Below are 22624 nucleotides of genomic sequence, written 5' to 3'. Positions count from 1 at the left end.
GGTGGAGTGATGAGTGCAATTGCGACCTCCGCGCCGCTGCTGGTCTACTTCTCGAGCGTCTCGGGCAACACCGCGCGATTCGTCGAGAAGCTCGGCCTTCCAGGCCGCCGCATCCCCCTGTACCGCAATGACGAGCAGATCGTCATCGACGAGCCCTACGTGCTCGTCACCCCGACCTACGGGGGCGGTGAGCAGAAGGGCGCCGTTCCCAAGCAGGTCATCCGGTTCCTCAATGACGAGCACAACCGCAGCCTGATCCGCGGAGTCATCTCCGCAGGGAACACCAATTTCGGCGAGGCGTACTGCCTCGCCGGCGAAATCATCAGCCGCAAGTGTCACGTGCCGCACTTGTACCGACTCGAGCTGTTCGGCACGCCGGAAGATGTCGATCGCGTGAGCGACGGATTGGAACGATGGTGGACATTGCACTCGAGCATGCAGAGCACGACACAGTGACCGAACTGGCTGACTTCAAGGTCAACCCCGCGTACGAGGGCCTCGACTATCACGCCCTCAACGCGATGCTCAACCTGTACGACGCGAACGGCAAGATCCAGTTCGGCGCCGACAAGCGCGCCGCGCGGGAGTACTTCCTGCAGCACGTGAACCAGAACACGGTGTTCTTCCACTCCCTCAAGGAGCGGCTCGACTACCTGGTCGAGAAGGAGTACTACGAGGGCGCCGTCATCGAGCAGTACTCGTTCGAGTTCGTCCAGAAGCTCAACGACCTCGCCTACTCGAAGAAGTTCCGCTTCGAGACCTTCCTCGGCGCGTTCAAGTACTACACCAGCTACACGCTGAAGACCTTCGACGGCAAGCGCTACCTCGAGCGCTTCGAGGACCGCGTCGTCATGACCGCGCTCGCGCTCGCCGAGGGCGACGAGCAGGTCGCGATCGACCTGGTCGAGGAGATCATCTCGGGCCGGTTCCAGCCCGCCACTCCGACCTTCCTCAACGCCGGCAAGGCGCAGCGCGGCGAGCTCGTCAGCTGCTTCCTGCTGCGCATCGAAGACAACATGGAGTCGATCGCCCGCGGCATCAACTCCTCGCTGCAGCTGTCCAAGCGCGGCGGCGGCGTGGCGCTGCTGCTGAGCAACATCCGCGAGTCCGGTGCGCCGATCAAGCAGATCGAGAACCAGTCCTCGGGTATCATCCCGGTCATGAAGCTCCTTGAAGACAGCTTCAGCTACGCCAACCAGCTCGGTGCGCGTCAGGGCGCCGGTGCCGTGTACCTCAGCGCGCACCACCCCGACATCATGCGGTTCCTCGACACCAAGCGCGAAAACGCCGACGAGAAGATCCGCATCAAGACGCTGTCGCTGGGCGTTGTCGTGCCCGACATCACCTTCGAGCTGGCCCGCAACGGCGAGGACATGTACCTCTTCTCGCCGTACGACGTCGAGCGCGTCTACGGTGTGCCCTTCGGCGACATCTCGGTGACCGAGAAGTACCGCGAGATGGTCGACGACGCGCGCATCAAGAAGACCAAGATCAACGCGCGCGAGTTCTTCCAGACCCTCGCCGAGATCCAGTTCGAGTCGGGCTACCCGTACATCATGTTCGAGGACACGGTGAACAAGGCCAACCCGATCAAGGGCCGCATCAACATGTCCAACCTGTGCAGCGAGATCCTGCAGGTGAACACGCCGACCACCTACAGCGACGACCTGTCGTACGACCAGATCGGCAAGGACATCTCCTGCAACCTCGGCTCGATGAACATCGCCCTCGCGATGGACGCCGACGACCTGGGCAAGACCGTCGAGACCGCCATCCGGGCGCTGACCGCGGTCAGCACGCAGAGCCACATCAGCTCGGTGCGCTCGATCGAAGACGGCAACGACCGTTCGCACGCCATCGGCCTCGGCCAGATGAACCTGCACGGGTACCTGGCCCGCGAGCACGTGTTCTACGGTTCGGAGGAGGGCATCGACTTCACGAACATCTACTTCTACACGGTGCTGTTCCACGCGCTGCGCGCCTCGAACAAGCTCGCGATCGAGCGCGGCGAGACCTTCGACGGCTTCGCCGACTCGACCTACGCGTCGGGTGAGTTCTTCGACAAGTACATCGACCAGGCGTGGCTGCCCGAGACCGAGAAGGTCAAGGAGCTCTTCGCCGGCAAGCACATCCCGACGCAGCAGGACTGGGTCGAGCTGAAGGAGTCCATCCAGAAGCACGGCATCTACAACCAGAACCTGCAGGCCGTGCCGCCGACCGGCTCGATCTCCTACATCAACAACTCGACGTCGTCGATCCACCCGATCGCGTCGAAGGTGGAGATCCGCAAGGAGGGCAAGCTCGGCCGGGTGTACTACCCGGCGCCGTTCATGACGAACGACAACCTGGAGTACTACCAGGACGCGTACGAGATCGGCTACGAGAAGGTCATCGACACCTACGCCGCCGCCACGCAGCACGTCGACCAGGGCCTGTCGCTGACGCTGTTCTTCAAGGACACCGCCACCACCCGCGACATCAACAAGGCCCAGATCTACGCATGGCGCAAGGGCATCAAGACCATCTACTACATCCGCCTGCGGCAGATGGCCCTCGAGGGCACCGAGCTCGACACCTGCGTCTCCTGCACGCTGTGATCAGGTGAGTCATGACCATGGACCCGGGCCGCGCAGTAACGCCGATCGTCGGCGTCGTCTACGCGGCCCGGCTCTACGAGACGGGTGAGTACCGCTACGTCGGGATCACATCCAATACGGTCGAGTTCCGTCGCCGCCAGCATCTCAAAGCGGCCCGGCGCGGCAGGAAGACACCGTTCTACGACTGGCTGCGCAAGATGGCCTCGGACGAGGACGTGTATTTCCAGCCCATCGAGCTCGTCGTCAACGGCTCCCTGGAGGACTTGGGTGAGGCGGAGCGACGCTGGATCGCCAAGCTCCGACGCAAAGGCCACCGCCTGCTCAACCTCACTGAGGGAGGACTCGGGCCACGTGGATACGTGTGGACCGAGGAGCAGCGCCGAGCTGCCGGCGATCGGGCCCGCGGGCGGAAGAAGGTGAACGTCCCGACAGGCCCCGATCATCCGAGCTGGGGCAGAACGCACTCCGACGAGCTCAAGGCGCACTGGTCTCGCACCCGGAAGGGTATGAACGCTGGGGCGGACAATCCAAACTTCGGGAAGTTCGGTTCTGAGCATCCGAGCTTCGGGCACCGCATGACTGACGAGGCGCGACAGCGTCTGTCGGAGATGAGGCGGGGTGAGAACAACCCGAACTACGGCAAGTCCGCCAGCGCCGAGACCCGAGCGAAGATGTCTGCAGTCAGGAAAGGGCGGCCACAGCCGTCAAGCCGGCGCAGCGCGCACACCCGCCATCACACGAACAAGGGCGTGTTCAAGGACACGTGCCGGCACTGCATCGACGACATGCGTGCGATCCACTCCGAGAAGAACAAGGAAGAAGAATGACCCCGTCTCCGAAGCTGGCACTGATCGATCACGTGCAGGCGATCAACTGGAACCGCATCGAGGATGAGAAGGACCTCGAGGTCTGGAACCGTCTCACGGGCAACTTCTGGCTGCCCGAGAAGGTACCGCTGTCGAACGACGTGCAGTCGTGGAACACGCTCACCGCCGAAGAGCAGCTGCTCACGATGCGCGTGTTCACCGGCCTCACCCTGCTCGACACGATCCAGGGCACCGTCGGCGCCGTCTCGCTGATCCCCGACGCGGTCACCCCGCACGAGGAGGCGGTGTACACCAACATCGCCTTCATGGAGTCGGTGCACGCGAAGAGCTATTCGTCGATCTTCTCGACGCTGTGCTCGACGAAGGAGATCGACGAGGCCTTCCGCTGGTCGGCCGAGAACGAGAACCTGCAGAAGAAGGCGCAGATCATCGTCGACTACTACCGTGGCGACGACCCGCTCAAGCGCAAGGTCGCCTCGACCCTGCTGGAGTCGTTCCTGTTCTACTCGGGCTTCTACCTGCCGATCTACTGGTCGTCCAAGGCGAAGCTGACGAACACCGCCGACCTGATCCGCCTCATCATCCGCGACGAGGCCGTGCACGGGTACTACATCGGCTACAAGTTCCAGAAGGGGCTCGAGAACGAGACGCAGGAGCGCCGCGACGAGCTGAAGGACTACACCTTCTCGCTGCTGTACGAGCTCTACGACAACGAGGTGCAGTACACGCAGGACCTCTACGACGGCGTCGGCCTGACCGAGGACGTCAAGAAGTTCCTGCACTACAACGCCAACAAGGCGCTGATGAACCTCGGCTACGAGGCGATGTTCCCCGCCACGGTCACCAACGTGAACCCGGCGATCCTGTCGGCCCTGTCGCCGAACGCCGACGAGAACCACGACTTCTTCTCGGGGTCGGGCTCGTCGTACGTCATCGGCAAGGCCGAGGCCACCGAGGACGAGGACTGGGACTTCTAGCCTCCAGATTCTGACTCCGGCCTGAAACGGCTGGTGAGAGGCCCGGAACCGCGGGATTCTGCGGATTCGGGCCTCTTTTGTGCCTTCTCTCGAGAGACAGAGGAGGACAGCAATGAACAGGAATGGCCGTTCGGTGTGGCACGGGGGTGGCACGCGCCCACCTTCTCGGCGAGAGCGGGGTGGCTCAGGATCCGGAATTCGGCTTCGGCGTGCCATCGGACTCGTGCCATATCGTGCCACTTCATCCTCCAGCGGTCGGGAGAAAGACCTGATCAGAAGGTGTTCAGTACAACCCGCTTCGTGTAGTGGCACGGAGTGGCACGGGTGTCCACGTGAGTCCGCTCGTGACCACGGGAGGGCATGATGAGCACCGCGCGGAACAACGATTCGTCGTCGACTCGTCGGGAGGCGTGGGGGAGTCTTCGGAAGCTCCCGTCCGGCCGCTGGCAAGCTCGGTATCCTGCTCCGGACGGCGAGACGTACACCGCGCGCACCGAGGACGACAAGCCGCTCACGTTCCTCACGAAGACGGATGCCCGCGCGTGGCTCGCCAGCATGCACACGAAGATCTCGCGCCACGAGTGGGAGCAGCCGGCAACGCTCGCTGCGCGGCGGCGTTCGGAAGCGGAGGCGGAGCGGGCGCGCTCAATCGGCTTCACCGAATATGCGGAACGCTGGATCGCCCTGATCCGTGTCGAGCCCAACCACAGCGGAAAGCGCCGTGTGATCGGGACGATCCGCGCGTACAAGAGCAAGATCGATGGGTACCTGATCCCCGAGTTCGGGAACACGCCCGTCCGTCAGATCGACAAGGACAGGATTCGGATCATGACCGACCGGCTCGACGGGATCCCGTCGCCGTTGAACCCGAAGTCAAAGTTCAACGGCATCACTCGGCCCGTGTTGATCGTGCTCATGATGATCCTTCGGCAGGCTGCCCGCGACGGGATCATCGCCGCGGCACCGGCAGTCTCCGTTCCGAAGCAGGAATTGGTGCGGCGCGATGAGGACAACGAGGAAGGAGACTACATCGCCACCCCGCGTCAGGTAGAGGCGCTGTTCGCGCAGACACCAAGACCCTGGGCGATGATGGTGCTGCTTGCTGTGTGGTGCCAACTGCGGCGCGGTGAGTGCTTGGGGCTGCAACGCCGCGATGTCGAATGGCACCCAAATGGCAGCGCCACCCTGCACGTACGCCGGCAGCTGAATGCCAACACCGGTGACTACTCAAACGACCTGAAGAGCGCCGCCGGGAGAAGATCGCTCAGCATTCCGAAGCTCATGCTTGGTCGTCTCGAGGCACACCTGTGCGACAATGTCGCACCCGAGGCGAAGGCGCCGCTGATTCCCGCAAGGGTGCGCGGCAGCGTGCCCCTGTCGAATACGAAGTGGGGCTTCCTCTGGGCTGATGTTCGAGAGGCCGTCGAGGGACTGCCGCACCGATTCCGGTTTCATGACCTGCGTCACACTGGGCTCACCATCTTCGCTCGTGAGGGGGCGACGCTCGCTGAGTTGATGCGCCGAGGTGGGCATGCCGACATTCGGGTCGTGCTCCGTTACCAACACGCCACGCTGGAGCGCGACCGCGAGCTTGCCGACAGGATGAGTGAACGCGTTGCGTCCGCGCTCGCGGGGCCAGATTCTGGGCCCCGGGACGTGCACGCTCACCTATGAGATGAGCCGAAATGCGAGAGGGGCAATCCAGATGACTATCCACAACTCGGTTGATCGCACTGTGCGATCGCTCGTCTCTCTCGCCGTCGCTGCCGACCGATTCGGCATCTCGATCAAGACGCTTCGTCGTCGCATCTCCGACGGAACCGTTCACGGCTATCGCGTCGGGTGCCTGATCCGAGTCGACCTCGACGAGCTCAGCGAACAGCTCGTTGTCGAGATTCCGACCGTGCGCTGACCTGACAGTTTCCCCTTCAATCGCGCTCGGATCCGCCTTGGGTCCGAGCGCGGTTGCTCGTCTGGGCAGTCGGTGCGCACCTTCCTGCCATGAGCGATCGTGAGCGTGCAGACGCTGTCTTGGAGCACGTGGCTGTGCTCGCATTCCTCTACTACCCCGGCATCGAGGTGGATGATCCGAGCTACAGCATCGCTGAGGACATCGACTGGTGTCTCATGCGGCTCGGTGACGTGTCGCACGCCGAGCGGGAGCGCATGCGTGCGCTCTTGGAGCGCGCGATCACGGACCCAACAGCGGCGCGCGAGGAGCTGTTCACAGCGCTGGCCGAACTCGATGACCTGCTCCCGGCGAAACATCATGGCTGACGGGCGGCCAATCGAGGAGGAGCGTGCTGCGCGCCTCGCTGCGCAGCGGAAAGCCTGGAACGACGCGCACCCGACCTACTACGCCGATTACCGCGACCGAAACCGTGAGGAGATCCGCCGCAAGAATCGTGAGCGGATGCGCGAACAGGCTCAGCGCGAGCGCGACGAGAAGGCGCGGCGCAAGAAGGGGATCGATCGAGCGAAGGCGTGGGCTAAGGAGCACCCCGAGGAGCGCCAGCAAGCACGTGAGCGGTACAAGGAGAGGCATCCCGAGGCCTACAAGCAGGCTCAGCGGGACTACTACTACCGGAATCGTGAGGCGATCGCTGAGCGCCGACGCGCTCGTGAGGCTGCGGATCCGGATCGGACGACCGAGGCGCGTCGCCGAGCGGTCGACCGTGCCCGGGAAGCTGGCCGGGATTCGACCTGGCAGCCTACGCCCGATCAGCGTGCGAAGTACCGTGAGCGCGAGAATGAGACCTCGCAAATGACTGTGGTCGTCCTCGACATACAGCCCTCACGCTAGGCCGACGGGTACCGCGGGTGGAGGAGTGTTCCACGAGACGGAACTGTGCGCGCGGAATGGCTCTAAAGGAGTCTCTGATTGATCTCAACGACGAACCGTCATCGTCCTTCTTCGAGCCCTGGGCGACGTTCTCCGTGATGGTCGCTGGCGTGCAGCGTATGAGAGGAAGAGCAAGTGAGCCTAGAACTGACCGCCGTGCGTCAGGAAACCACGACGGGCCGCGCGCGGGCAGATGAGGCTGTACTCGTCATGCACGGTGCAGATCGCCCGGGCATAGTGGCCGCCGTCTCGCAGGTGCTCGCGGAGCATGGGGCGAACATCGTCTCGCTTGATCAGCACACGGATGACCCGAACGGGGGCCGCTTCTTCCAGCGCACCGTGTTCACTCTGCCGGGGCTGGTCGTCGGTATTCCGGCGCTGGAGGCGGAGCTCCAAAGCGTGCTGGCGGAGGATCTGGGCATGACATGGGAGTTGAATCAGCGCGCGGAAGCCAAACGAGTGATCATTTTGGCGTCGAGGAGCGACCACTGCCTGCTGGACCTGTTGTGGCGACACCGTCGTGGCGAGATACCGATGACCATCCCGATGGTCATCTCCAACCACACCGACATGGCTGAGGACGTGCGCGGCTTCGGAATACCCTTCTTCCATGTGCCGAGCGTGACCGGTCCCGACAAGTCCGAGTCGGAGAGGAAGATCGTCGAACTCATCAAAGGCAACGCGGATGCCGTCGTCCTCGCGCGATACATGCAGATCCTGTCCTCCGACTTCCTCCGCGAGGTCGGCGTGCCCGTGATCAACATCCATCATTCCTTCCTTCCTGCATTCATCGGCGCCGGACCGTACAAGAAGGCGAAGGAACGCGGAGTGAAGCTGATCGGCGCCACTGCGCACTATGTCACGGAGGAGCTCGACGAAGGACCGATCATCGAGCAGGACGTGATTCGAGTCAGTCACGCCGACACAGCGTCGGACCTGCAGCGGAAGGGTGCATACGTCGAGCGAGAAGTACTCTCTCGTGCTGTCCTCGCTCATTGCGAAGATCGGGTCATCCGCGACGGAAATCAGACGATCGTCTTCTAGAACGAGCCTTGCCGGGGCAGCAAGGCTCGGTGCCCAGGGATCGCGTCACTCCATGCGCTCAGACCAAGCACGATCCCCGCGGCCGCGACTCGTCAGTGATCGGGCTCCAGGTCGACGCCAGCGGCCGTGCTCAGGGGGTGATTCGGCAGGGCGTCGAGGGCGCGCGCGAGCTTGACGAGGAGGCGCTCGAGGTCGACGGTGTCCTGCGCGGTCCAGTCGGGGCCGGCGGGCGTGTTGAGCGATGCTGCGGCATCGATGATGCGGCTGGCGACCGCGCGCCCCTTCGACGTGAGCGCGATCGCGACGCTGCGCCTGTCGTAGGGGTTGGCGATGCGGACGACAAGGCCAGCGCGGGTGAGTCGGTCGACGATCTTGCTGAGGTTCGAACGCCCGGTGTCGACGGCGTCGGCGAGATCGGTGGGGCTGGCCACGCCCCGATAGATGAGCTGATTGATCACCAACAGGGCCGGCACGTCACCGGGAAGGGGAAAGTCGGAGGCGGCAAGCAGGTGCTCTCGAAAGGCGGTGGAGGCGCCCCACGTCCCGATGGCGAACATCGCCGACGCGAACGTCGGGCCTTCGCCGCCGACGAGGGGCCGGAGATCCTCAGGTGTGAGGTCCTCCGGCCCAGTCAGATCACGGTGTCTGGGCATCGGGTCGCGTCTCCTGCGTGTCGTGCGTGTGCTCTCTCGCACTCTATGGTGCGACGAGTGACCCACGCCAAGCGCGAATCAGCGATCCGGGTCCTGGCTGCCGTTGAGGATCCAGTCGGCGATGGCCTCGATGCTGAACCGACCGCTGGCGGACTCGAGATTCACGAGCGCCGCGTGCGGCGCACCGCGTACCATCATCAGCTTCGCCACTCCGCCGGCGGCGGCCACCGCCGCAGCGTAGGCCTCTCCGGACGGGCGCAGGCTGTCGAACTCGGACGTGAGCACGAGCATCGGCGGCTGGTTCGTGAGGTCACCGTTGGCCGCGAACGCGTAGGGGTCCGCCAAGACCGACCGCGTGCCCGCGTAGTTGTTCACCATGTGCACGATGTCCTCGGGCTCGAAGATCGCCCCGGGCGCGCCCGCGCGCATAGTCCGCAAGTCCTCATCGCTCAGGTCAGGATGGCGCGCGTGTACGAGCGGGACGGCGAGGACGAGCGATGCGGGCCGCGCGGCGCCGTGCGTATCCCGAACCCGCTTCGCCAGGCCTGCGGCGAGGTTCGCGCCGGCGGAGGCGCCGCCGAGGTGGAGGCTCGAAACAGGGACGCCGAACCTCTCGGCATTGCGCACGGCCCAATCCCAGCCGGCGGCCACATCGTCGAGGGGCACTGGGTAGTGCACGCCGCCGAGAGCCTTCCGGTAGTCGAGGGAGAGGACGGCGATGCCACCCGCCGCGAGACGCAGCGAAACCCAGTTCGCCTCGGCTCCGTCCAGATCGCCCGCGATGAACGCGCCACCGTGGATCCAGACGAATCCCGCGCGGGCCGGTGCCTCTGGCTTGTAGAAGCGCGCGGGTACGTCTCCGCGAGGACCGGGGATCCTCAGATCCTCGACGTCGATGGACGCGAGTCCGGGGTGCAGAGCGAGCAGCCGCTCAGGATCGGATTCGGGTGTCGGGTCCGGAAGTCGCCCGTCCAGAGCCTTGACCAGCCGGAGGAGATCGGGAAAGGGCATCATTGCGGTAGGCTCGGCGGCCCGCGCTCGCTCCGTCACTGTGTTCGGAGAGACGCGCATGAGGATTCGCAGAATATGCCCTGTGACGGCAGCCGACAACCGGCCTTTGGGGACCTCGAGTGCATGGGGATCTGTTCGTATCATCATCGTTCGATCGTTCGGCGGTGGACGGGACTGGTTCGGGCTCAGCTGGCGGAGCGTTCGGTGGAACGCTCCGACGCCGACGGCGAGGAGTTCCTGCGGGTCTTGTCCCCGGTCTCCGCGACCAGCGGCGCCACGATTCCTTCGCCTGGCGCGACCTGGGCGAACTCGTCGTGCTCGTCCCGCGTTCGGAACACCAGCCACGCCCAGGCACATCCGGTGAACGCGAGAGCCGCGAGGATCCCGTAGAGCACGCTCGGCCCGGCCGACAGCAGCGTCGGGGTGATGACGGCGACGATCGCGGCGACGAAGCGGGCGACCGAGATGACAGCGCCTTGGGCGGTGGTCCGCAGCAGCGTAGGGAAGGATCGCTGCGTCCAGACCTTCATGATGCCTTCGAACGCGAAGGCCGTTCCGATAGCGGTGAAGACGACGCTCACCAGATAAGTGACGATCCCCACGCCGAACAGGGCGAAGGTCAAAGGGCTCAAGACCTGGAAGATCGCGCCGACGGTGAAGTATCGGAATCGGACCGGCTTGTCGGCGATCCGCATGAACCACAGCGAGGCAATCACGGTCAACGGAAGCACCGGGAGCCCGAGCAGCGCGGCGGTCGACAGGGGGATCCCGCCGAAGTTCACCAGGACGTAGTTGCCGTACTGGCCCGCGGTGTTGGCCACCAAGTTCGTCAGTGTGTAGAAGCCGATGAGTGCGAAGAACGGCGCCGCATATTCCCCGCGGACGAGCTCACGCACCTGGGATCCGGGGCGGGGCCTCACGCGGTGCCCGGCCAGGCGATCGGCGTGCGCCGACCTCCAGGCGTCTGACTCCGGGATCGTCAGGCGGCCGACCAGGACGAGCGCGGTGACGACGGCGAGCGAGCCGAACAGGATCTGGATCCCTGTCGAGCCCATCGGTGACACCGCGGAGCCGATCAGCGATGCGACGACGGCGCCGGCGAGCCAGAGGAGGTTGGAGAACCCCAGGAGCTTTCCGCGGTTCGCCGCAGTGGCCGCCTCGGAGATCGTGGACAGGGACACAGGCAGGTCGGCGCCCGTGCCGAGCCCCAGGAACACCGCGCCGAGCAGCAGCACCGCGAACGAGGGTGCGAACATCAGCGCGACCAGCGCGCCGATGACTATCACCATCGTGACCGTGAAGACAGGTCGGCGCCCGAATCGGTCACCCAGACGTCCGCCCGCCATCGCGCCGACCGCGACACCGACCGTCAATCCTCCCGACGCCAGCCCGACCTGGAGCTCGTCCAGTCCGAGCGTCGCCTGGAACAGGATGATCGCGATACCGAATCCCACGATCGCGGCGGCATCGATGAACGAGGCCATGCCCGACACCACGCCAACCCACCACGGATGCGGTGTGCGGACCGAGCGGATGGATGCAGTCATTTCTTCTCCTTCGAAGAACACGTGGGGGCACGGGGGCAGGCGGCGATGCGCCGTCGGATTCACTCACGATTCATCCGAGCCGTGAGCAAGGTATTGTCGTGAGTGCAATATACCTCAACGTTGATGGAGAACGAGACCATGACTGTCAACCCCACGGATCTGCGCACCGACGGCCGTACCGAGCCGTCGGGCCTCGGATCTCTATCCCCGGAGTTCAGCTGGCGACTCGGCGCGGACGCGCCCGGACAGGTGGCCTGGGAGCTGCAGGTCTCGCGCAGTCGGCTCTTTGGCCCCGAGGCGACAGTCTGGGCCAGTGGCGAAGTTGCCGGCACCGACCCCTTCGGCATCCGGTACGCCGGTGACCCGCTCACGTCGACGACGACGTATCACTGGAGGGTGCGCACCTGGGCAGCGGACGCCGTCGCGCCGTCGGAGTGGGCATCCTCCTCGTTCGCGACGGGGATCCTCCGCGAGGACGAGTGGCGGGCCGCTTGGGTGGCGGGACCTGCGCGCGGGCGGAAAGACCCGGCAACCACGCTCTACCTGCGGGGAGACGCCGACGTGACAGGTCGGGTCGTCCGCGCGACGGCGCATGTCTCGTCGCTCGGCTGGCACCGACTGCTTGTGAACGGCCAGGATATGACCGGGCCCGCACTCGTCCCTCGCTGGACCCCGCTGGACCAGGAGGTCGAGTACATCAGCTACGACGTCACCGACGCTCTCGCGACAGGGCGCAACGTCCTCGGGCTCGTCGTCGGGGACGGCAGGTTCCGCGGCTCGAACGGCTTCGAGAATCACTCGATCATCTACGGAGACCGACTGGCCGGGCTCGTTCAGGTCGTCATCGAATGCGAAGACGGCGCGGAGCAGGTGATCGTCACGGACGAGACGTGGACCTGTGGAACGGGCCGGATCCTCACGTCTGATCCGAAGACGGGCGAGCGAGTCGATCTGCGCATCGCCCAGGAGTGGGCGGTGGCCGCTGCCGCCCCGGAAGGATTCCGTCCTGTTCACCTGGTCACTCATTCGCGGGCGCTGATCGCTGAGAGCGTCGAGCGGGTCCAGCAGGTGGACGAGCTGGCGCCCGTCGCCATCACCCGGACGAAGAAGGGGGCGCAGATCGTCGACTTCGGGCAGAATTTCGCGGGGGTGGTGCGGCTGCGCCTGCGCGGCCCCGCCGGCACCGTGGTGACGCTCACCCATTCGGAGATCATCAAGGCCGACGGCACGATCGACGTCGATTACATTCACCTGCTGCCGGTAGGGCGCTGGTATCAGCGCGACGAGGTCGTGCTCGACGGCCATGACGTCCACTGGCAACCCTGGTTCACGATCCACGGCTTCCGCTACGTCGAGATCAGAGGGCTCCCGGTTGACCTCGCCCTCGACGACGTGAGAGGCGTCGTGATCTCGTCCGCGCTTCGGCATACCGGCGAGTTCGAGTGCTCCGACGCGCGCGTCAACCGGCTCTGGCAGAACGTCGACTGGTCGTTGCGATCGAACTTCGTCGACACATCCACCGACTGCCCGACGCGCGAGCGAGCAGGATGGACAGGCGACATCCAGGTCTTCAGCCCCACAGCCACGACTCTCGTCGACGCGCAATGGTTCCTCCGTCGCTATCTTCACAACCTCGCCGTCGAGCAGCACGAGGACGGGACTGTGCCCGTCGTGATCCCTTCGGGGTTCTCCGAGTTCTCGGGTGGTCCCCACGGCCATCTCGCGTCCGCGACCACCGCGGCGGGCTGGGGCGATGCCTCCGTGCTCGTCCCCTGGACGCTGTACCGGTATTACGGCGACACCCGCATCCTCGCCGATCAGTACGCCTCGATGACCGCCTGGGTGGACTCATGCGCGCGACGTGCCGCAGAGGCTACGAGTCGGGGCCGGCGGAAGAGCGGAACTCGCAACCCCGAGATCGAGCGGTTCATCGTCGACACGGGGTTCCAGTTCGGCGAGTGGCTCCGCCCCGGAGAAAACGCGATCAGTTCCTCGATGGACGCAAGGCGCAACGGTGCCGTCGTCGCCACCGCGTACCTGGAGCACTCCGCCCGCACGCTCTCAGACATCGCCGGTGTCCTCGGGCGCGACGACGATCGGATCCGCTACCGCGCCCTCGCCGACGCTGTCCGTCACGCGTGGCGGGCGGCCTTCCTCCGCGCCGACGGCACCATCGGAGCCGACCGTCAGGACGACTACGTTCGGGCGCTGAGCTTCGGCCTCCTCGATGAGGGCGAGCAGGCGCCCGCCGCGCGACGCCTGGGCCGCCTCATCGACGCGGCCGGCGGCCATCTCGGCACCGGCTTCCTCTCGACGCCGCTCCTCCTCGACGTGCTGGTGGACGCGGGGTGCGTCGATACTGCCTGGCGTCTGCTGACGGCGACCTCCAGCCCGTCGTGGCTCTCGCAGGTCGAACGCGGTGCGACCACCGTGTGGGAGACGTGGGAGGGCTACACGAAGTCGGGCAAGGCCAAGATGAGTCACAACCACTATGCACTCGGCTCCGTGGCCCGGTTCCTCACCGAGCGGATCGCCGGCATCAGCCCTGCCGAGCCCGGCTACCGAGTCATCGCTATCCGCCCGCTCGTCGGCGGTGGCCTGACCTCTGCGCGCGCCGCGATCGACACACCCTACGGACCCGCCGAGAGCCGTTGGGTCATCGCCGGGGACGACGTCGAGTACCAGGTGACCATTCCGCCCGGAACGACCGCCCTTTTCTCCGCCGAGCACGACCCGATGCCGGTCGTGCTCGGGCCCGGCGCTCATACGCTTCGTCGCCCTCTTCCCGCCCGACATGAGGGGGAGGCGGCCGGCTCGCGTCACGCGTGAGGCGTGGAGCGTCCGGACCTCGACGTGCCTCCCCTCGAGGAGGCGCTCGCATCCGGGCGCCGCGCATCCCCGTGCGGCGGATCTGTGGGGGAGACGGTGAGGATGCGCGCTCCCGATTCCCGAGCATCGTAGAGCACCGATGGTGCAGCGTCGGCCGTCGTGACGATGGTGGTGATGTCGCCGATTCGGCCGAAGCGGTGCGCTGCCGTCCGGTGGAATTTGTCCGCAGTCGCGACGAGCACCCGTTCCGTCGAGGAGTCGAGCGCCGCTCGCTTGAGATGTGCGTCTCCCCAGGTGGCGACGGTGAGGCCGTGGTCGGGATGGGCGGCGCACGCGCCGATGAACGCGACGTCGAAGCGCATCGCGCGCACCGCGTCGGCTGCGCCTGCGCTGGTGAAGGCGAGATCGTCGGTGTCGACCGGCCCCCCGGGGACGAGGACCTGATTGCCGGGCACCGCGGCAAGCGCTGCTGCGGCGTGCAGGGACAATGCCATCGCCGTGATGCCGAGGCCTGCGAGCTCGCGTGCGACCGCGAGCGCCGTCGTGCCGTTGTCGATCAGGACGGCGTGCCCAGGTTCGACAATCGTGGCTGCCGCGCGGGCGAGGCGTCGCTTGGTGTCGGCCTCGGAGGCTTCCCTCAACCCGAACGGGTACTCGGCGCCGCGGCGAACCGCGGGCGCCGCGCCGCCGCGCGTACGCACGAGCAACCCCTGCTCCGCGAGATCGGCGAGATCGCGACGCACCGTCACGGCCGAAAGGCGGGTGAGTTCGACAAGTTCCGCGACGCTGCGGGGAGAAGAGTCCACCGAGCGAATGATCATTCTCAGGCGTTCTGATCGTCGCACGTGATCATTGTGGTCTCTACATTGATGTTCCGGTCAACGGAGCGGCCGGCCGGGTGTGGCGCCCATGGCACCACGTGCGGCCGAAGGTCGGGGGTCTCGACCGTCGCGCCCCGTCACTGACCTGAACCGTCAGACTGCGGGGGAGAGCACCACACCATGTACGCACTACTTCTTGCGATCATCTACATCGCCTTCATCAGCCTGGGCCTGCCCGACGCGCTCGTCGGCTCGGGGTGGCCGGTGATGCACGACGACCTCGGGGTGCCCTTGGCGTTCGCCGGCATCCTGACGATGATCATCGCCGCCGGAACCATCGCGTCCAGCCTGGCGTCCGAACGACTCACCCGGCGCTTCGGTGTGGGGGTTGTCACTGCGGCCAGCGTCGGGATGACGGCATCCGCGCTGCTGGGGTTCGCTTTCGCGGACTCGTTCTGGATGCTGTGCCTCTGGGCGATCCCCTACGGTCTGGGAGCGGGGGCGGTGGATGCAGCCCTCAACAACTACGTCGCCCTGCACTACGCGGCGCGCCACATGAACTGGCTGCACAGCTTCTGGGGTGTCGGAGCGTCGATCAGCCCGTTCATCATGGGTGCGGCGATCAGCTCGGGGCAGGGCTGGTCGAGCGCCTATCAGACGGTCGGACTGATCCAGGTCGCTCTGACTGTCGCGCTCTTCGCGAGCGTGCCCCTCTGGGCGAGGGTCGACCGCGCCCGCCCCGAAGCCGCGCATCGCGCGCACGAGCCGGGCCCGGAAGGCAGGGCCACCACCGGCCATGTCCGCCTTGGTGTGGCGCTTCGCATCCCCGGAGTCCTGCTCATCCTCGCCGCGTTCTTCGCATACTGCGCCATCGAGAGCACCGCAATCCTGTGGGCCTCGACCTACCTCGTCTCAGAACGCGGCATCGATCCGGCGCTCGCGGCCACCTTCGGGGCGCTGTTCCTGCTGGGGATCACCGCCGGGCGATTCCTCAGCGGGTTCATCGCCGACCGCATCGGCGATCGCGCACTCATCCGCGGTGGATTCATCCTCGTCGGTGTCGGAATCGGGCTGATGGCGCTTCCCCTTCCGACGGATGTGCCGGCATTGGCCGGGCTGGTCATCGCCGGGCTCGGCTGCGCGCCGATCTACCCCGCGATCGTCCACTCCACTCCGGCGAACTTCGGAGCGGGGAACTCGCAGGCCATCATCGGCATCCAGATGGCCGCCGCCTATACCGGGTCGACGATCATGCCGCCACTGTTCGGTGGGCTGTCCGCCTGGACTGGCATGTGGATCCTGCCGTTCTTCCTCCTCCTCCTTGTGGCCCTCGGCCTCGTCATGTCCGAGACCCTGAATCGGCGCATCCGGCATCGGCCGGCGGCTCCGCTGATCGAGAGTCGGACGCCTGCCGAGTGACGACCTCATCCTCAGTCGGCGCCTGGGCTCGCGATCAGGCGCATGAACACCTCGAGCAGCGGCAGCATGTCGTGGCCGGGGTCCATGAGTGCTTGGATGCGAAGGCCGTCGATCATCGCCATGAGCATCGTCACCTTGTCGTCGGCGCTGAGTTCTTCGCCGTCTTCGTCTGTGCCGAATCGTCTGCTCGACAGGTGGGAGCGCATGCGCTCGCGGCGCGCGAGGAAGAACTCGTGGGCAGGATGATCGGGGTTCGTGGCCGCGACGGTGATCGCGAGCCAGTTGCGAACCTGCTCGGGGTGCGCGAACTCGTTCTCGAGCACGCCTGACAGCACGCGTTCGGCGGGCACGTCCGACTCCATGATGTGACGCGCGAATTCTTCGTCGTCGGCGTCGCGCTGAGCGAGAGCGGCCAGAAGCAGGGCATCTTTGCTCGCGAAGTGTCGGAGGAGCGCGGCATGGGTGACGTCGGCGCGCGCTGCGATGTCGCGCAGGGACGCGCGCTCGTAACCGTGCTCGGCGATGCTCGCGAGAGCCGCGCGCACGATCTGGGCGCGCCGAGCCGGGGTCGACGAGTACGGTCCGCGCCGTCGCGGAGCGGCGTCGACGGACGCGGTCGGCGCGGTCGAGGCATCCATGCCCTTCATCTCCATCTTCCTGAGTCTTCCACTTCGAGACGTAGCTTGCTAAACGTAACCAGGGTGGTTACTCTTTCATCAAAGATAACCACGTCGGTTACATTTGGCGAGCATGCTCGCCCTCGATCGCGCGCAGCCGCGGGATCGGATCGCACGATGAAGGAGTCACGGTGACCAACAGTGTGTCGGCGGCCGAACAGGCCACTGCTCCCCAGGCGTCGACGGCAGAGCCGCAGACGCCGATGAGCCGCTCATACATCTTCTGGCTCATGCTGGCGAGCTTCGGCGTCTCGATGGCCATGATGGTGCCGCTCTCCTACGGGCTCGCGATACGCATCTCAGAACTGGCGCCAGGGCACGAAGAGGTCCTGGGCTACATCACGGGCACCGCGCAGGCGGCCTACCTCGTCATCAGCCCGCTGATCGGGATCTGGAGCGACCGCACCCGTTCACGCTGGGGGCGCCGAACGCCCTTCGTCTATCTGGGCATCGTGATCGGCATCGTCGGCCTGGTCGTCATCGCACTCGCGCCGAACCTGCTCGTCGTCGGTGCCGGCTGGGTGCTGGGGATGTCGGGCTGGTCCATCGCGGGCGCGCCGCTGCAGCTGCTGCAGGCCGACAAGCTCCCTGAGAGCCAGCGCGGCAAGGTGTCGGCCCTGACCAGCCTCATGACCCAGATCGCGCCGGTTGTCGGCATCGGAGTGGCGTACGCGGTGTCGTCCAACACCACGCTCGTCTTCCTCGTTCCCGGTGTCATCGGCGCGGTCATGCTCGCGATCTTCCCGCTGATCAAGCCCGAGGGCAGCTCGAAGGACCTCCCTCCTGCGGCCCACGTCACCGCCAAGTCGGTGTTCGCCAGCTACGGCTTCAACGTGCGCAAGTACCCCGACTTCGCCTGGAACTGGCTCGGCCGATTCGTCTTCTTCATCGGCCTGTACTTCAACACGACGTTCGGCACCTTCTTCTATGCCCAGCGGCTCGACCTGCCGGTGCGCGAGGTGGGCGGCATCGTCGCCACCGTCGGCATGATCGGAGTCCTCGCCGCCGCGGTGGGCGCACTGGCCGGCGGCTTCCTCTCGGACAAGCTGAAGCGCCGACGTCTGTTCGTGCTCATCGCCGCCCTGCTGTTCGTCCTCGGTGCGATCACCGAGGCAACGGCGTGGTCGCTGCCTCAGATCATCGTGGGTGCGCTGCTCATGCAGCTCGCGATCGCCGTGTTCGCGACCGTCGACCAGGCGATCGTCTACGCGATCATCCCCGAGCGCGATCAGGTCGGGCGCTACATGGCCCTCGTCCAGTTCGCCCAGAAGATCCCGAGTGCGATCGCGCCGCTCATCGCCGGCGTCGTCATCACCATCGGTGCGGTCGGCGACGTGAAGAACTACACGCTTCTCTACCTCACGGGCGCCGTCTTCGCCCTCGTGGGCGGCCTCATCATCCTGCTCAAGGTCAAGTCGGTCCGCTGACCGGTCCGGAGGAACCAACATGCTGCGCAGCGCTCCGTACGCCCTCACCGTCGACAGCGGGGGAGACGACTTCGTCGTCACCGGCCCCACCCCGAGACTCTCGTGGAAGGCTGCGGGGGAGAACGACCGGTTCGAGATCGAGTCGAGCGTGGACGGGGGTGAGTCGAGGACCGTCGAGACGGTCGGCCATCGCTTCATCGACTGGCCGTTCGAGGCGCTGTCCAGCGCTACCAGGGTGAGCTGGCGCGTGCGCCATGCCGAGACGGATGCCGCGTGGTCGGACTGGGCCTCGTTCGAGGTCGGCCTCCTCGACGAAGACTGGCGTGCCGCCTGGGTGTCGCCGGTCGAGTCGGTCGACGCCGGCTACGGCAAACGGCGCGCGCACGTCCTGCGCGGGGAGTTCACGCTTCCCGACGGAGTCGTCACCGCACGTCTGTACGCGACGGCGCTCGGTCTCTATACCGCTACTGTCAATGGTCAACGCGTCGGCACCGACGAGCTGGCGCCGGGTTCGACCTCGTACGATCGCACCCTGTACGCGCAGGCGCACGACGTCACGGGGTCTCTCGCCGTTGGTGTGAACGTGATCGAGATCGAGTTGTCCGACGGCTGGTACCGCGGGCAGGTCGGTGCCTTCCGGCTCCCGGCTGGATGGGGGACCGTGCTCGGCGCGCGCGCCGAGCTGCACGCGACCCTCGAAGACGGAACCGTCCGTGTCATCTGCACCGATGAAGAGTGGGTCAGCGTCCCGTCCACGCTGACACGTGCGGATCTGATGGACGGCCAGACCGTCGACTTCACGCTCGACATCGAGGCGGGCGAGCCGGTCCGTGTCGGAGCGGTCGCCGACGCGCCTGCGATCGAGTGGTCGCCCGCGCCGCCCGTGCGCGTCGTGGAGACCCGCGCGCCGGTCTCATCGCGCGAGATCCGACCGGGAGTCTGGGTCGTCGACTTCGGGCAGAACACCTCGGGCTGGGTTCGTCTCAACGACCTCGGCGTTCCAGGTACGCGCACCGAGATCGACTACGGCGAGTATGTGGATGCCTCAGGCGACCTGTCGACGGCGCACCTCGACTCCGAGCGGCCTGAGGGGCGCAAGGCGTTCGTCCAGCGCGACGAGGTCATCGCCGGCGCTGCGGGCGATGTGTTCGAGCCGCGTCACACCGTCCACGGCTTCCAGTACGTGCGCCTCAGCCGTCGGGGCGCAGGATTCGACCCGACGTCCATCACGATGCAGATCGTTCAGACAGACCTCGCCCGAGCCGGCACCTTCGCCAGCAGCGACGAGGATCTGAACCGGCTGCACGAGATCGCCGACTGGAGCTTCCGCGGCAACGCGGTCGATGTCCCCACCGACTGCCCGACCCGCGAGCGGCTCGCCTGGAGTGGCGACTACCAGGTGTTCGCGCCCACCGCGACGCGCCTGTATGACGTGCTCGGCTTCACCCGCAAGTGGTTGCGCTCGGTGCGTGACGACCAGCTCGATGACGGTCGCATCGCGAACTTCTCTCCGGACGGCCGTCGCATCAAGCACCACCTCGACGACCAGTTCGCGATGATGACCGGTTCGTCGGGCTGGGGCGACGCGATCGTCGCCGTGCCGTGGGAGATGTACCTCTCGTACGGCGACCGCGAGGTGCTCGCCGAGAACTACGACGCCATGGTGCGCTGGGTGGAGTGGGCGCTCGAGAAGGCCCGCACCACCCGCCACCACGCCCGGGTGCAGGCGTCGCCCGAGCCGGAGTCGTTCGAGCAGTACCTCTGGGACGGCACGTTCCACTGGGGCGAGTGGACCGAGCCCAAGGAACGCGACGCCGACGGCAACCGCGTCGACCCGATCAAGCACAATCCGATGGCGTGGTTCATGGCCGACAAGGGCGAGGTGGGTACCGCCTATCTGCACCGGTCGACCGCGACGCTCGCCCGGATCGCCGAGATCCTCGGACACGAGACGGATGCTGCGCGCTACGCCGAGACCGCCGACAAGGTCGCCGACGCCTGGCGTCTGGGCTACCTGAACAGTGACGGCACGACAGCGACCGACACCCAGGCCGCCTATGTGCGCGCTCTGTCGTTCGGCCTGGTCCCCGCCGACCTGCGTGCGGCCGCGGTCGAGCGGCTCGTCGAGCTGATCCAGGAGAACGACACGCACCTTGCCACCGGCTTCCTCGCGACCGGAGACCTGCTCCCCGTGCTCGCGGATGCGGGGCGCGCCGACCTCGCCTACGCGCTGCTGGGGCAGCGGACCACGCCGTCATGGCTGTACATGGTCGACCGCGGCGCGACGACCATCTGGGAGGACTGGGAGGGCATCGACGAGCACGGCACCGCCCATGACTCGCTCAACCACTACAGCAAGGGCGCCGTCATCCGCTTCCTCCACACCCACACGTTGGGGCTGCAGCAGGACGCCGACTCGGTCGCGTGGGAGAAGATCACGATCTCTCCCGTGCCCGCGCCGGGCATGACCTGGGCACGCGGCACCCACGACGGCCCCCAGGGCGAGATCGCCGTCGAGTGGCGAGTCGAAGGCGAGGCCATCCGCATCACCGCCGACATCCCGGTGAGCACCATCGCCCGCGTCGTCTTCCCCGACGGCACTGTCCACGCCGCCGGCCCCGGCCGATTCGACCAGATCGCCGGTCTTCCGGCATCCCTCACCGCTGCCGTCACCGCCCGGTGACGCGTATCCGACGCATCGACGCGAAAGAGAGCACGAACATGACCAGCTTCCCAGACGGCTTCCTGTGGGGCGCCGCGACCGCAGGCCACCAGATCGAGGGCAACAACGTCAACAGCGACTGGTGGGCCCGAGAGCAGATGATGCCGGGCATGGAACTGTCGGGCGACGCGGTGGACAGCTACCACCGCTACCGCGAAGACATCCAGCTGCTCGCCGACGCAGGCCTCACCTCCTACCGGTTCAGCCTGGAGTGGTCGCGCATCGAGCCGGTGCGCGGATACTTCTCCAAGGCCGAGCTCGCCCACTACCGTCGCATGATCGAGTTCTGCTTCGAGAAGGGCGTGACCCCGGTCGTCACCCTGCAGCACTTCACAACCCCCCAGTGGTTCGCGGGGCTCGGCGGCTGGGACGGACCCGAGGCGCAGGAGCTGTTCTGCGCGTTCGTCGAGCAGGCGTGCACGATCCTCGACGGGGTCGAGTGGGTCGTCACCATGAACGAGCCCAACATGCAGGCCGCCATCATGACCGCGATGCGCCACCTCGCAGCCTCGGGCGGCGACTGGACCAGCCCCACCGTCGAGGCGGAAGGCGACGACGAGAAGAAGAAGTCGCACGGCGAGTTCCTCACGTACGCCGATCCCGAGATCGGCCGCATGTTCACCCGCATCCACCACGCGGCACGCGAGATCGTACGCGCCCGCACCAACGCGAAGGTCGGCTGGACCATCGCCGCAGGCGCGCTGACCGCAGCCCCCGGCGGCGAGGACAAGCTGCTCCAGATCCGCTATGGCAAGGAAGACGTCTACTGGGAAGGCAGCCGCGGCGACGACTTCGTCGGCGTGCAGGCCTACTCGAGCCAGCAGGTCGACGCGAACGGGCTGGTGCCGCACCCGCCTCACCCCGACAACACCCTCGTCGGCACCGCCTACCGTCCCGACTCGCTCGCGATGGCCGTGCGTCACGCGTGGGAGGTCAGCGAGCACACGCCGATCGTGATCACCGAGAACGGCATCGCGACGGCCGACGACACCCAGCGCATCCGCTACACCGGTGAGGCACTCGAGGGGCTGCTCGGCACGATCGCCGACGGCATCGACGTCCGCGGGTACCTGCACTGGACCCTGCTCGACAACTTCGAGTGGGGCCACTGGGAGCCGACGTTCGGCCTCATCGCCGTCGATCGCGACACATTCGTCCGTAGCCCCAAGCCCAGCCTCGGCTGGCTCGGCGCGGTCGCACAGCGCAACGCCCTGCCGACGGAGGCCTGACC

19 protein-coding genes are annotated in these 22624 nt (G+C 66.3%); 14 read left to right on the top strand and 5 right to left on the bottom strand.

Annotated elements, in window-relative coordinates; genetic code table 11:
* The first annotated feature begins 9 nt into the window (after nucleotides 1-9).
* From nrdI to purU, 9 genes are all read left to right on the top strand, one after another.
* On the top strand, nucleotides 10-456 hold the full coding sequence (gene nrdI / locus H7694_RS11385; RefSeq protein ID WP_193596616.1) for a class Ib ribonucleoside-diphosphate reductase assembly flavoprotein NrdI: 447 nt from the start codon (nucleotides 10-12) through the stop codon (nucleotides 454-456).
* Nucleotides 453-2597 carry a class 1b ribonucleoside-diphosphate reductase subunit alpha gene (nrdE, locus tag H7694_RS11380; protein WP_193596615.1) on the top strand — a complete coding sequence of 715 codons (2145 nt, stop codon included), beginning with the start codon at nucleotides 453-455 and terminating at the stop codon, nucleotides 2595-2597. The genes nrdI and nrdE overlap by 4 nt, the downstream gene beginning before the upstream one ends.
* An 11-nt stretch (nucleotides 2598-2608) precedes the next feature.
* Nucleotides 2609-3424 (top strand): NUMOD3 domain-containing DNA-binding protein, encoded by an 816-nt coding sequence (locus H7694_RS11375; RefSeq protein ID WP_227468083.1) that lies wholly within the window; start codon nucleotides 2609-2611, stop codon nucleotides 3422-3424.
* Complete coding sequence (gene nrdF, locus H7694_RS11370) at nucleotides 3421-4401, top strand: class 1b ribonucleoside-diphosphate reductase subunit beta (RefSeq protein WP_193596614.1); 981 nt, start codon at nucleotides 3421-3423, stop codon at nucleotides 4399-4401. Before H7694_RS11375 ends, nrdF begins: the two co-directional genes overlap by 4 nt.
* A 360-nt stretch (nucleotides 4402-4761) precedes the next feature.
* Nucleotides 4762-6075, top strand: coding sequence for a tyrosine-type recombinase/integrase (locus H7694_RS11365; protein ID WP_227468082.1), 1314 nt, complete (start codon nucleotides 4762-4764; stop codon nucleotides 6073-6075).
* Between the two features lie 31 nt (nucleotides 6076-6106).
* Nucleotides 6107-6313, top strand: coding sequence for a DNA-binding protein (locus tag H7694_RS11360; RefSeq protein WP_193596613.1), 207 nt, complete (start codon nucleotides 6107-6109; stop codon nucleotides 6311-6313).
* Nucleotides 6314-6402: 89 nt separating this feature from the next.
* Nucleotides 6403-6678 (top strand): hypothetical protein, encoded by a 276-nt coding sequence (locus H7694_RS11355; RefSeq protein ID WP_193596612.1) that lies wholly within the window; start codon nucleotides 6403-6405, stop codon nucleotides 6676-6678.
* On the top strand, nucleotides 6671-7204 hold the full coding sequence (locus H7694_RS11350; RefSeq protein WP_193596611.1) for a hypothetical protein: 534 nt from the start codon (nucleotides 6671-6673) through the stop codon (nucleotides 7202-7204). Before H7694_RS11355 ends, H7694_RS11350 begins: the two co-directional genes overlap by 8 nt.
* Nucleotides 7205-7453: 249 nt before the next feature.
* Entirely contained in the window at nucleotides 7454-8287 is an 834-nt protein-coding gene (gene purU, locus H7694_RS11345) for a formyltetrahydrofolate deformylase (RefSeq protein ID WP_193599191.1), read from the top strand.
* A 92-nt stretch (nucleotides 8288-8379) separates the two neighbouring features.
* On the opposite strand, the gene H7694_RS11340 is transcribed toward purU, so the two are convergent.
* The 3 genes from H7694_RS11340 to H7694_RS11330 all read right to left on the bottom strand — a co-directional run bounded on the left by H7694_RS11340 (nucleotide 8380) and on the right by H7694_RS11330 (nucleotide 11498).
* On the bottom strand, nucleotides 8380-8940 hold the full coding sequence (locus H7694_RS11340) for a MarR family winged helix-turn-helix transcriptional regulator (RefSeq protein ID WP_193596610.1): 561 nt from the start codon (nucleotides 8938-8940) through the stop codon (nucleotides 8380-8382).
* Nucleotides 8941-9018: 78 nt separating this feature from the next.
* The gene (locus tag H7694_RS11335; protein WP_193596609.1) at nucleotides 9019-9954 is read right to left on the bottom strand and encodes an alpha/beta hydrolase; all 936 of its coding nucleotides are present in this window, start codon (nucleotides 9952-9954) and stop codon (nucleotides 9019-9021) included.
* A 182-nt stretch (nucleotides 9955-10136) separates the two neighbouring features.
* Nucleotides 10137-11498 (bottom strand): MFS transporter, encoded by a 1362-nt coding sequence (locus H7694_RS11330; protein WP_193596608.1) that lies wholly within the window; start codon nucleotides 11496-11498, stop codon nucleotides 10137-10139.
* Nucleotides 11499-11636: 138 nt separating this feature from the next.
* Here H7694_RS11330 and H7694_RS11325 point away from each other — a divergent pair, with 138 nt between their 5' ends.
* Nucleotides 11637-14327 (top strand): alpha-L-rhamnosidase, encoded by a 2691-nt coding sequence (locus H7694_RS11325; protein WP_193596607.1) that lies wholly within the window; start codon nucleotides 11637-11639, stop codon nucleotides 14325-14327.
* On the opposite strand, the gene H7694_RS11320 is transcribed toward H7694_RS11325, so the two are convergent.
* The gene (locus tag H7694_RS11320) at nucleotides 14318-15148 is read right to left on the bottom strand and encodes a DeoR/GlpR family DNA-binding transcription regulator (RefSeq protein WP_193596606.1); all 831 of its coding nucleotides are present in this window, start codon (nucleotides 15146-15148) and stop codon (nucleotides 14318-14320) included. The two genes, H7694_RS11325 and H7694_RS11320, sit on opposite strands and share 10 nt — an antisense overlap.
* Before the next feature lie 180 nt (nucleotides 15149-15328).
* On the opposite strand from H7694_RS11320, the gene H7694_RS11315 reads away from it, so the two are divergent.
* Nucleotides 15329-16567, top strand: coding sequence for an MFS transporter (locus H7694_RS11315; protein ID WP_193596605.1), 1239 nt, complete (start codon nucleotides 15329-15331; stop codon nucleotides 16565-16567).
* 11 nt (nucleotides 16568-16578) lie between these two features.
* Here H7694_RS11315 and H7694_RS11310 read toward each other — a convergent pair whose 3' ends face one another.
* The gene (locus H7694_RS11310) at nucleotides 16579-17220 is read right to left on the bottom strand and encodes a TetR/AcrR family transcriptional regulator (RefSeq protein WP_227468080.1); all 642 of its coding nucleotides are present in this window, start codon (nucleotides 17218-17220) and stop codon (nucleotides 16579-16581) included.
* Nucleotides 17221-17375: 155 nt separating this feature from the next.
* Between H7694_RS11310 and H7694_RS11305 the strand changes: the two genes are divergently transcribed.
* From H7694_RS11305 to H7694_RS11295, 3 genes are read left to right on the top strand one after another with little or no spacing between them, the layout of a single operon-like run.
* Nucleotides 17376-18671: an MFS transporter gene (locus tag H7694_RS11305; RefSeq protein WP_227468079.1), complete on the top strand. Its 1296-nt coding sequence runs from the start codon at nucleotides 17376-17378 to the stop codon at nucleotides 18669-18671.
* 19 nt (nucleotides 18672-18690) lie between these two features.
* Nucleotides 18691-21354 carry a family 78 glycoside hydrolase catalytic domain gene (locus H7694_RS11300; protein WP_227468078.1) on the top strand — a complete coding sequence of 888 codons (2664 nt, stop codon included), beginning with the start codon at nucleotides 18691-18693 and terminating at the stop codon, nucleotides 21352-21354.
* 38 nt (nucleotides 21355-21392) lie between these two features.
* The gene (locus tag H7694_RS11295) at nucleotides 21393-22622 is read left to right on the top strand and encodes a family 1 glycosylhydrolase (RefSeq protein ID WP_193596604.1); all 1230 of its coding nucleotides are present in this window, start codon (nucleotides 21393-21395) and stop codon (nucleotides 22620-22622) included.
* The last annotated feature ends 2 nt before the right edge of the window (nucleotides 22623-22624 follow it).

The organism is Microbacterium sp. YJN-G (assembly GCF_015040615.1).
Lineage (GTDB): Bacteria > Actinomycetota > Actinomycetes > Actinomycetales > Microbacteriaceae > Microbacterium.
This window is presented reverse-complemented; position numbering and strand designations above follow the sequence as displayed.

Bases quoted from the DNA above. Each gene is read 5' to 3' on its own strand.
- H7694_RS11355 (WP_193596612.1), top strand. From the start codon at position 6,403: ATGAGCGATCGTGAGCGTGCAGACGCTGTCTTGGAGCACGTGGCTGTG.
- H7694_RS11295 (WP_193596604.1), top strand. From the start codon at position 21,393: ATGACCAGCTTCCCAGACGGCTTCCTGTGGGGCGCCGCGACCGCAGGC.
- H7694_RS11335 (WP_193596609.1), bottom strand. From the start codon at position 9,954: ATGATGCCCTTTCCCGATCTCCTCCGGCTGGTCAAGGCTCTGGACGGG.
- H7694_RS11330 (WP_193596608.1), bottom strand. From the start codon at position 11,498: ATGACTGCATCCATCCGCTCGGTCCGCACACCGCATCCGTGGTGGGTT.
- H7694_RS11340 (WP_193596610.1), bottom strand. From the start codon at position 8,940: ATGCCCAGACACCGTGATCTGACTGGGCCGGAGGACCTCACACCTGAG.
- H7694_RS11360 (WP_193596613.1), top strand. From the start codon at position 6,107: ATGACTATCCACAACTCGGTTGATCGCACTGTGCGATCGCTCGTCTCT.
- H7694_RS11320 (WP_193596606.1), bottom strand. From the start codon at position 15,148: ATGATCATTCGCTCGGTGGACTCTTCTCCCCGCAGCGTCGCGGAACTT.
- H7694_RS11365 (WP_227468082.1), top strand. From the start codon at position 4,762: ATGATGAGCACCGCGCGGAACAACGATTCGTCGTCGACTCGTCGGGAG.
- purU (WP_193599191.1), top strand. From the start codon at position 7,454: ATGCACGGTGCAGATCGCCCGGGCATAGTGGCCGCCGTCTCGCAGGTG.
- nrdI (WP_193596616.1), top strand. From the start codon at position 10: ATGAGTGCAATTGCGACCTCCGCGCCGCTGCTGGTCTACTTCTCGAGC.
- H7694_RS11300 (WP_227468078.1), top strand. From the start codon at position 18,691: ATGCTGCGCAGCGCTCCGTACGCCCTCACCGTCGACAGCGGGGGAGAC.
- H7694_RS11350 (WP_193596611.1), top strand. From the start codon at position 6,671: ATGGCTGACGGGCGGCCAATCGAGGAGGAGCGTGCTGCGCGCCTCGCT.
- nrdF (WP_193596614.1), top strand. From the start codon at position 3,421: ATGACCCCGTCTCCGAAGCTGGCACTGATCGATCACGTGCAGGCGATC.
- H7694_RS11310 (WP_227468080.1), bottom strand. From the start codon at position 17,220: ATGGAGATGAAGGGCATGGATGCCTCGACCGCGCCGACCGCGTCCGTC.
- H7694_RS11325 (WP_193596607.1), top strand. From the start codon at position 11,637: ATGACTGTCAACCCCACGGATCTGCGCACCGACGGCCGTACCGAGCCG.
- H7694_RS11315 (WP_193596605.1), top strand. From the start codon at position 15,329: ATGTACGCACTACTTCTTGCGATCATCTACATCGCCTTCATCAGCCTG.
- H7694_RS11375 (WP_227468083.1), top strand. From the start codon at position 2,609: ATGACCATGGACCCGGGCCGCGCAGTAACGCCGATCGTCGGCGTCGTC.